Source organism: Pseudomonas sp. HMWF021 (assembly GCF_003061005.1).
Lineage (GTDB): Bacteria > Pseudomonadota > Gammaproteobacteria > Pseudomonadales > Pseudomonadaceae > Aquipseudomonas.
In genome coordinates this window covers 1-8,827 of record NZ_QAIK01000130.1, presented here as the reverse complement: position 1 = coordinate 8,827, position 8,827 = coordinate 1, and the positions used below count along the sequence as shown (strand labels likewise).

Sequence of the window (8,827 nt, the reverse complement as noted above, 5' to 3'; positions counted from 1 at the left end):
GAGGTGGGGAGTTTATCAGGATTGAGGGTGGTGGGCTTGCAGATGGTTTTTCATCGAAAATGCGGGGATCTGCTCTTTGCCATGCAATCTCGCCCTCGTAGCGACCCTGCATTTTTACACCTGATGGCATTTCGCAATGAACTTGGGCTGACCGCACCGGTCAGCCTGTAATATGCGGGTGCCATCAAGTGATGGCTACCGCATTTCTTACCGTTAATTTCTGCACCACGGAAGGTTTCAACCCGCTCTCAGGGGGCTTCATGACTCATATTCCCGTTTTCCCCCAACCCGGCGGCGGGTGCCAAGGGTGCCGGCAGAAAGGCGAGGCCGATCTGGCGTTTTCCTTCGCTTTTCAGCCCATTGTCGATCTGCGTGATCAATCGATCTTTGCCCATGAGGCGCTGGTCCGGGGCGTCCAGGGTGAGGGCGCACTGTCGGTGCTGGAGCAGGTCGATGACCTGAACCGCTATCGATTCGATCAGTTGTGTCGCGTGCGGGCGATTTCCACGGCGGCGCAGGTTGGGATCACCGATTTTCTGTCGATCAACTTTCTGCCAAACGCGGTGTATCGCCCGGACCTGTGCATTCGCAGCACGCTGGAGGCGGCGCGCGCGCATGCTTTCCCGCTTGAGCGGTTGATTTTCGAGGCGGTCGAGGGCGAGCACGTTGAAAGTAACAAGCACTTGATGAACATCTTGCGCGAGTACCGTGAGTTTGGTTTCAAGACCGCCATTGATGACTTTGGTGCGGGTTATTCCGGGCTGAATCTGCTGGCGGACTTTCAGCCGGATCTGATCAAACTGGACATGGCGCTGATTCGCGATATTCACCGCGACCGCGTTCGTCAGGCGATTGTGCGTGGCGTGGTGGGCATGTGTGCCGAGTTGGGCGTCGAGGTGATTGCCGAGGGTATTGAGCACCCCGAAGAGCGCGATTTTCTCGCCGATTGCGGAATTTACCTGATGCAGGGTTTCTGGTTCGCCAAACCGGCGTTTGAGGCGATGGCGCAGATTCCTGAGGGGGCGTGGCGGGCGGTTTGATGCGAACCTGAACCCGTGCTGTCAAACGGCGAAGTTTCATCTTGCCGCGTGCGGCGAAGGCCTAGGATGCTTGAACAAGATCATCCCAAGGGGAGCCGTACCATGCGCGCCAATGTCGTCAAAGTGCTGTTGATCGCTGCAGCTGTCTCGGTATTGAGTGCCTGTTCGGGCTCTGGTGGGCTGACCACCACCAGTTGTTTTTCTTCGGATTGTCAGTCGCCGGAGGGGCGCACAAGTGCAACGACCCTCAAATTCGGTGGTAACAATATTGGTAGCAGCTTGAACCAGTACAGCTCCGGGATGTTGCATGACGATTGAACAAAATCGAGGCTGACCCTGACCCTGACCCTGACCCTGACCCTGACCCTGACCCTGTGGCGAGGGGATTTATCCCCGATGGGTCGCGAAGCGACCCCACTTTTAAAACAGCAGGACTGCTACGCAGTCCATCGGGGATAAATCCCCTCGCTACAGATGTAATTGGCTCCACAGGTTCACTTGGATCCTCAGGTTCAGTGTTCAGCCCAATAAAAAGGCGCCCCTATCGGGCGCCTTTTTTGTGCCTGCCGCTTACAGATACTGTTTGAAGAATCCCACCATTTTCTCCACCGCCGGCCCGACGAACTGTTCCTTGTCGTACAGGTCGATGTGGCTTGCGCCCTCGATCAGCACCAATTCCTTCGGCTCCAGCGCCTTCTCGATCGCCCGTTCGCTGAAGTAACGGGTGTCGGCTTCCGAGCCGGCAATCATCAGCAGCGGATGCGGCGAGATCAGGTCGATGTGGTCGTAGGACGAGTACGCCGCGATCCGGCCGATGCTGGTGAACACGTACTTGTTCGGCGAGTTGGGATGTTGTGCACGCGGGGTGCGGTAGTAGTCGCTGCCTTCGCGGAACAGGGTCGGGGTGTCGGCGTTGATATCGGCGGTTTCCGGGACGATCGGGTCGATGCGCACCGGTTCGCCACGGGCTTCGCGGCTGCGTTGTTCGCCGACGGCTTCCAGCAGCTCTTTGAGTTGTTCCGGGGTGCCGTGGCCGCCGAGGCCTTCGCGGTAGAGCAGGCCGATATCGGCGGCGCTGACGGTGGCGACGGCGCGGATGCGGCGGTCGGTCTGGGCGGCGAAGGGCACATAACCACCGGAAGCGCAGATGCCGAGGGCGCCGATGCGTTGCGGGTTGACCGAGGCGTGGTTGGCGAGGAAGTCGACCGCGCTCTTGATGTCTTCAGCGCGCACGAACGGGTCTTCGAGGTAGCGCGGCTCACCTTCGCTCTCACCCTGGTAGCTGGCGTCGAAGGCGAGAGCGATCAGCCCTTTGGCCGCGAGTTTGGCGGCGTAGAGGCCGGCGGTCTGCTCTTTGACGCCGCCGAACGGGTGGGCGACGACGATGGCCGGGCGTTGTTCGCCGGGCTGCAGATCGCTCGGGATATAGAGGTGGCCAGCGAGTTTGAGGCCGTTGCTGAGGAAGCTGACGTTGGTTTTCATAGGTGCACTCCACGGGTTGCTGCGATGCCGCAGGTGGCGGCTGACGAGGCACAGATTGCCGCCGTGGGTGGGGGGCAAAAAGAGAGCGCGGATCCTGGGAAAAACTTTCCTATGATAAGGATTGCCTTCCCCCCGGACGCGCCCGCGCGCAATGATCGGCCCATGAATACACAAACCAGTCCCAACGATCTCGGCGAATTTCTTCGCGCACGTCGTTCCGAACTCGACCCGACGCAAGTCGGTTTACCCGCCGACGCCGGTCGGGCACGCCGCGTCGCCGGTTTGCGCCGCGAAGAAGTGGCGATGCTCGCCGGCATCAGCGTCGACTACTACACGCGTCTGGAGCAGGGGCGCCTGTCGCCGTCCAAGTCCGCATTGGCGGCGGTTGCTCGATCCCTGCGATTGCGCGAGGACGATCTGGATTACCTCTATCGACTGGCGCGCCTGGGGCGGACCCCGGTCGATCAGCATCGCCGGCAAACCGTCGGCCCGCAGACGCATCGCTGCTGGACAGCCTGCAGGGCATCCCGGCGATGGTCATCGGCCGCTACATGGATGTGTTGGCGTGGAATCGGTTGGCCGCGGCGCTGTATGTCGACTTCGCCGAGATACCGATCGAACAGCGCAACCTGATTCGACTCTCATTTCTCGACCCGAGGTTTCGCAGCCTGTATGTGGATTGGGAGAACAACGGGCGCAACTGCGTGGCGTTTTTGCGCATGGACACCGCACGGTTTCCCGATGATCCGAGGCTGGCTTCGCTGATTGGCGAATTGTCGCTGCGTGATGAGGATTTCCGCCGCTGGTGGGCCACGCATCTGGTGGCCAGCCCGACCTGCGGCAGCAAAACCTTTTTGCATCCGCAGGTGGGCAAGCTCAGTCTCGACTGGCAGATCGTTTCCTGCGCAGAAAGCCCGGATCAGGCGCTCATCGTCATGACCGCAGCGCCGGGCAGCGAGGCCAGTGCAGCGTTGAAAGCGCTTACTGCGGCAGCGCCAGCCACTCACCAATAACCTTCTGATATTTGCCAGTGACCTTGCTCAGGTGCAGCCACTGATCGACATACAGCTTCCAGCTGATGTCATCGCGAGGCAGCAGGTAAGCCTTCTCGCCGTACTGCATGTACTGGTGCGGATTCACCGCGCACAAACCTGGTTTGAGCTTTTGCTGATACAGCGCTTCGGAGGCGTCGGTGATCATCACGTCAGCCTTGTTGTCGAGCAGTTGCTGGAAGATTGTCACGTTGTCGTGCAGGGCCAGTTGCGCCTTGGGCAGGAAGGCGTGGACGAAGGCTTCGTTGGTGCCGCCCGCCGGTTCGACCAGGCGCACGTCGGGCTGGTTGATCTGCTCGATGGTCTGGTATTTGGCCTGATCGGCGCAGCGCACCAGCGGGATCTTGCCGTCGCTGTCGAGGGTGTTACTGAAGTAGGCTTTCTTCTGCCGCTCCAAAGTCACCGAAATGCCGCCCATGCCGATGTCGCACTTGCCGGCCTGCATGTCGGGCATCAGGGTTTTCCAGCTGGTTTGCACCCACTGCACTTTGACGCCGAGGCTGTCGGCCAGCGAACGCGCCATGGCGATGTCGATGCCTTCGAAGTCGCCGTCGGGGCGTTTGAAGGTGTAGGGCTTGTAGTCGCCGGTGGTGCAGACGCGCAGTTGACCCTGTTGCTGGATGGTGTCGAGGTGCGAAGGTTGCTCGGTGGCCTGAGCGCTGAAATTCAGCGCGAGCAATGGAGCGAGCAAGAGCAGTTTTTTATTGTTGGGCATGTCTGTCGGGCTTCAAAGGGATCGGAGCGAGAAGTTAACCACGTTCTCGGCGCTGATCCCTATCGTCAGCCTGCAACTACAACCCCAATCCTTCCTGCACCACCTGCAACAGATTGTTCTCGGTCAGCGCAATCGCATCCAGCTCCTGCCCGGTTTCAACCGTTTGCAACCACCAATGGCTTTCGTGATGTTCATCGACAGTGCGCAGCAGGTAGGTGTTGCGATCCGGCAGGGTGATCTGCACGCGGCCGGCGCCGTCCTCGGTAAACCGGGCGATGGGATCAAATGTCAGGGTTTGCTGGTTGGCTTCGATCACCAATTGGTCGATCGCGTAATCGTGGCTTTCGCCATCGGGCGAGCTCTCGCAAACGTGGGTCGGATTGCGGCGGATTTTCAGGCCCACTTCAGTGACGGGCTGCAGCCAGGCTTCGATGCGGTGGTACAGATCGTAGACCTGCGCCGGCCAGCAATCGATCTCCAGCGCGGCATCCGCTTGGGTGTGCCGGGTTTGCCTGAGTCTGGCGGCCAGTTCGTCTGCTTTACTCATTTCGGTTCCCTTGGTTTGATGTCTGCCTGTTAATCGTAGACCTTTCAACGGCGTACGGCGTTGCCTTGCGTCATGCGCTTGCAACACAAGCATGTCGAAATCAGCGCTGGCCAAGTCTGGTCAGCATCGAAAACCACGGACGCAGGCGTCCCAAGGAGCGGGTACATGAAAAAGCTGTTTACAATTCTGGCGCTGATCGCGCTGACGGCCGGTAGCATCGGCCTGAGTTCGGCGCGTCAGTCCAATGCCAGCAAAGTGCAAACGGCAGCGGTGGCGGGGCAGTTCGATTACTACCTGCTGACGTTGTCCTGGTCGCCGACCTTCTGCCTCACTCACAAGGATGACGTGCAATGCTCCGGCAAGGGCTACGGCTTCGTGCTGCACGGCTTGTGGCCGCAATACGCCAATGGCGGCTGGCCGGAATCCTGCCCGCCGCTGACCACGCTGTCGGCGGCCGAAACCACCAAAGGCCTGACGCTGTTCCCGACCAAGAAACTGCTCGATCACGAATGGTCCAAACACGGCACCTGCAGCGGTCTGGGCGCAATGGGTTATCTGGATGAAGCGGACAAAGCCGTCGGCGCGGTGAAAATCCCGCAAGAGCTGCAACCGTTCAGCAGCTCGTACTACTTCGAGGCACAGGAAATTGCCGATCTGTTCCGCAAGGCCAACCCGGGCATCCCGGCGGATGGCATCGCGGTCATCTGCAGCGGCCCGGAGCTGTCGGAAGTGCGGGTGTGCATGGGCAAGGATCTGCAGTTCGGCGCGTGTGGCAAGGGCGTGAAGACCCAGTGCCGGGCGGGAGATATTCGGGTGCCGCCATCGCGTTGATGTGAGCAGTTCCCACGAATAGAAAAGGGCGCCCCGATCGGGCGCTTTTTTTTTGCTTGAAGGTTTGAAACACCCGGAAAATTCACGCACTCTTGCGCCCCCACAAGGATGACCCGTAACACTGCAAGGAGCTGTTCATGAGCGGAAAACCCGCCGCCCGCATCACCGATCCAACCGCCTGCCCACTCCCGGGGCATGGCACCAATCCGATTGCCAGTGGCTCCCCGAACGTGAGGACCTGACCAAACTAGGCAAATATAAATCCCAATGGCTTGGGTATAACGAGGTTCGGGGAAAGAAGGACATCCAAAAAAATGTTCTCAACATAATTTCCTACAAGTCTTGCCCAATCTACATTGTCGGACACAGCCTTGGGGGATGGAACGGCGCGCATTTGATCAGTGTAATGTCGGAGTGGGGTTACAGGATCAACATGCTCGTTACGCTTGACCCCGTAGGTGAAGGTACTTTGGTGTGGCTGGGATCCGATATCTACGGAGATAAGCCAACACCGGTGGCTGATTTCTGGGTAAACATAAAAGCTATGCCTTCCAAGCCAGACCAGTCCGACTCGGTAGCGGATTTCGGGGAAAAATGGCAAGTGCTGTGCGGGCCTGACATTAATGTCACCATGGATACGAACCACGCTAATGCTCCAGCGATGTTTACCCAACCTGTCGTTGAAGGAAAATCGGCAAGTGATTTGATGTTCGAGTCAATTCGAGAGAGCAATCGCTGATGAAAAAATCGCCTGTTCTTCTGTTAGTTATATTGTGCTCGTCATGTGCCAAAGATCACACAGTGCCTCCTGCGAATCTCAACTTTCTGTCAGTCGAAAGGGAAAGTATTGGTTTGCTTTACAAAATTCATTACGGCTCGGATGTAAATCTTTTGGATTTGTTCGGAAGAGGTATGGGGAAGGGCGCAGCGTCGACGATGTTTGAGTGTCCGCTTGGTGATGATCAGAATTTTTCCATCACTAACCGATTCAGGTACTCGGCCTACGGACTGATTGAGGTGGACGAAACCAGTCAGGCAAGCGGTAAATTCAACTATATGACGAGTGCTTTTTTGCGGCAGACCCAAAATAACGGTACTTCGCAAGAGGATCTCTCCGTACAGGAATTGAATGCCCTTCTGCTTGGTAAACAACAAATCCCCTGCAAAGTCGTCGTCACCGCGTACGGCTACAAACCCTACTACTCAAACACCATGAACCTGCCAGTCGCGGATCTGCTGCGGGAAATCAACAAACCCCGAGAGCTGTAATCGGTGCGCTGCGCGATTGCCCGGCGCAGATAAGCGAGGGCAATCACCCGCGAAACCACAACTGAAAATAAATCGACGTGCGGAGGTCATCCAAATCCCTTGCGCGCCGATACACCTGGGCAGGATGCGCTGGTACTGCGGGTTTGCCGTGCGCATCCCGGTGGGCTACGCTCACGAAAAGTAAGGGTTTCGGGCTGCGGCCCTTGTCGTACCTGCCCAGGACACGTTTTTGCCAATCCCCATTCACGACCCGCATCAGGCTCCCGGCACGCTCAAGCGCTTGCCACTGCGCAAAGCGGCAGCGCTTTTCATCGTTGCGGTGTGCCTGTGCCTGTTCGGTTTGCTCTATTTGCAGCTGGAACAGTCGCGACGCCAGGACCTGGCAATGGCGCAAATGGCGTCCTCCAACCTGACCCGAGCGATGGCGCAGCAGGCTGAGGATACTTTCCTCGCGGCGGATCTGGTGCTGACCAGCCTGGTCGACTGGGTCGAGGATGATGGTTACGGCGCTGCGCAGCGCCCGCGTCTGCAGAAAACCTTCGCCCGCCGCGTGCAGCAACTGGACCAGTTGCACGGTATGTTTCTGTTCGATCGCGACGGTCAGTGGGTGATCACTTCGTACCCCGATCTGCCACATGGCAACGGCGTCGCCGATCGCGAATATTTCCGGTTTCACCAGCAAAATGCCTCGAAGATCGCGCACATCGGCCCGGCGATCCGCAGCCGCGAAAACGGCGAGTGGATCATTCCGATCTCGAAACGCGTCAACGACCGCGCCGGTAATTTTCAAGGCGTGTTGATGGCCGGGATCAAGATGTCGTACTTCGATCAGTTCTTCAAAAGCTTCAGCCTCGACGACCAGGGCATCATGTTCCTCGGTTTGACCGACGGCACCTTGCTTGCCCGGCGTCCCTTCGATGAAAGCCTGATCGGCTCTTCTCTGGCCAAAGGCAAGATCTACCAGAAACTGTTGCCGCAATCGCCGGCGGGCAACGCGATGATCACCTCTGTGGTCGATGGAGTGGTGCGCCTCTACGGCTATCGACAATTGGCCTCTTATCCGCTGGTGGTGGCCTCCGCGACCTCGCGGGACACGATCCTCAAGGGTTGGTATGAGCGCGCCTTTCAGTCCAGCGTGATTGTGGCGCTGGTGATGCTGGGTGTCGGCCTGTTCGGTTGGGTGTTCATCCATCAGGTGCGTGATGGCGAGCGCATCGAGAGGAATCTGCGCAAGGCACAACGGGCACTGGAGCAGATTGCGACCCACGACAGCCTGACCGGTCTGGCCAACCGCCGGTTGTTCGAACGTTCGCTGGAAATCGAGTTCGCCCGTGGCGCCAGGCAGTCGAGCCCGGTGAGCCTGATCATGCTCGATATCGATTTTTTCAAGTGCTACAACGACGCCTATGGGCATGTCGCGGGCGACCATTGCCTGACGCAGGTCGCCCAGGCACTGAAAAACTGTTGCCAGCGCAAGGCCGATCTGGCGGTGCGCTATGGCGGCGAGGAGTTCGCAGTGCTGCTCCCCGACACGGATATCAACGGCGCGCTGGCAATTGCCGGGCAAATCCGTCGCAGTGTCATCGACAAACGTATTGTCCACAGCGGCTCGCCGACGGGTTTTTTGACGGTGAGTCTGGGTTGCTATTCGTTTATTCCTGACGGCAGCAATGACAGCCCGGAAGTGTTCATCCGGCGTGCTGACGCGGCGTTGTATCAGGCAAAAAATGCCGGCCGCAACCGCGCAGCGGTGCTGTCGCTGGAGCAGAATTTCGCCGAGCTGATGCGTTCGGATCGCTGACTGCACGACCTGTGGGACCGAGTGTCGCCGCTCCCACAGATCGTTTCAGGTTTACCAAGGTCGGGTCCGGTTCGTTCAGCTGCCCGTGCC

The 8,827-nt window shown here is 58.7% G+C and carries 11 protein-coding genes and 1 pseudogene; 9 read left to right on the top strand and 3 right to left on the bottom strand.

Going from position 1 to position 8,827, the window contains the following annotated elements:
- The first annotated feature begins 260 nt into the window (after positions 1-260).
- Together DBR18_RS17930 and DBR18_RS17925 are read left to right on the top strand one after the other, a co-directional pair.
- The gene (locus DBR18_RS17930) at positions 261-1,040 is read left to right on the top strand and encodes an EAL domain-containing protein (protein ID WP_108591310.1); all 780 of its coding nucleotides are present in this window, start codon (positions 261-263) and stop codon (positions 1,038-1,040) included.
- 102 nt (positions 1,041-1,142) lie between these two features.
- Complete coding sequence (locus DBR18_RS17925; RefSeq protein WP_108591309.1) at positions 1,143-1,358, top strand: hypothetical protein; 216 nt, start codon at positions 1,143-1,145, stop codon at positions 1,356-1,358.
- A gap of 252 nt (positions 1,359-1,610) precedes the next feature.
- Here the strand turns inward: DBR18_RS17925 and DBR18_RS17915 are convergent, their stop codons facing one another.
- Positions 1,611-2,522 carry an alpha/beta hydrolase gene (locus tag DBR18_RS17915; protein WP_108591308.1) on the bottom strand — a complete coding sequence of 304 codons (912 nt, stop codon included), beginning with the start codon at positions 2,520-2,522 and terminating at the stop codon, positions 1,611-1,613.
- 162 nt (positions 2,523-2,684) lie between these two features.
- On the opposite strand from DBR18_RS17915, the gene DBR18_RS28545 reads away from it, so the two are divergent.
- The gene (locus DBR18_RS28545) at positions 2,685-3,155 is read left to right on the top strand and encodes a helix-turn-helix domain-containing protein (RefSeq protein WP_218277864.1); all 471 of its coding nucleotides are present in this window, start codon (positions 2,685-2,687) and stop codon (positions 3,153-3,155) included.
- The gene (locus DBR18_RS28540) at positions 3,056-3,535 is read left to right on the top strand and encodes a hypothetical protein (RefSeq protein ID WP_256588778.1); all 480 of its coding nucleotides are present in this window, start codon (positions 3,056-3,058) and stop codon (positions 3,533-3,535) included. The genes DBR18_RS28545 and DBR18_RS28540 overlap by 100 nt, the downstream gene beginning before the upstream one ends.
- Here the strand turns inward: DBR18_RS28540 and DBR18_RS17905 are convergent.
- On the bottom strand, positions 3,504-4,289 hold the full coding sequence (locus DBR18_RS17905) for a transporter substrate-binding domain-containing protein (RefSeq protein WP_108591307.1): 786 nt from the start codon (positions 4,287-4,289) through the stop codon (positions 3,504-3,506). The two genes, DBR18_RS28540 and DBR18_RS17905, sit on opposite strands and share 32 nt — an antisense overlap.
- A gap of 76 nt (positions 4,290-4,365) precedes the next feature.
- A complete protein-coding gene (locus DBR18_RS17900; RefSeq protein WP_108591306.1) occupies positions 4,366-4,836 on the bottom strand; it encodes a hypothetical protein in 471 nt (156 codons plus the stop codon).
- Positions 4,837-5,001: 165 nt separating this feature from the next.
- On the opposite strand from DBR18_RS17900, the gene DBR18_RS17895 reads away from it, so the two are divergent.
- The 5 genes and pseudogenes from DBR18_RS17895 (at position 5,002) to DBR18_RS17875 (ending at position 8,737) form a co-directional block, all read left to right on the top strand.
- Positions 5,002-5,667: a ribonuclease T2 gene (locus DBR18_RS17895; RefSeq protein WP_108591305.1), complete on the top strand. Its 666-nt coding sequence runs from the start codon at positions 5,002-5,004 to the stop codon at positions 5,665-5,667.
- Positions 5,668-5,804: 137 nt separating this feature from the next.
- Positions 5,805-5,900: pseudogene (locus DBR18_RS17890) on the top strand (PAAR domain-containing protein); the annotation flags it as partial.
- A gap of 200 nt (positions 5,901-6,100) precedes the next feature.
- Complete coding sequence (locus tag DBR18_RS28410) at positions 6,101-6,406, top strand: hypothetical protein (RefSeq protein ID WP_177482401.1); 306 nt, start codon at positions 6,101-6,103, stop codon at positions 6,404-6,406.
- 113 nt (positions 6,407-6,519) lie between these two features.
- Positions 6,520-6,936, top strand: coding sequence for a hypothetical protein (locus DBR18_RS17880; RefSeq protein ID WP_256588777.1), 417 nt, complete (start codon positions 6,520-6,522; stop codon positions 6,934-6,936).
- A gap of 229 nt (positions 6,937-7,165) precedes the next feature.
- A complete protein-coding gene (locus DBR18_RS17875; RefSeq protein WP_108591303.1) occupies positions 7,166-8,737 on the top strand; it encodes a GGDEF domain-containing protein in 1,572 nt (523 codons plus the stop codon).
- The last annotated feature ends 90 nt before the right edge of the window (positions 8,738-8,827 follow it).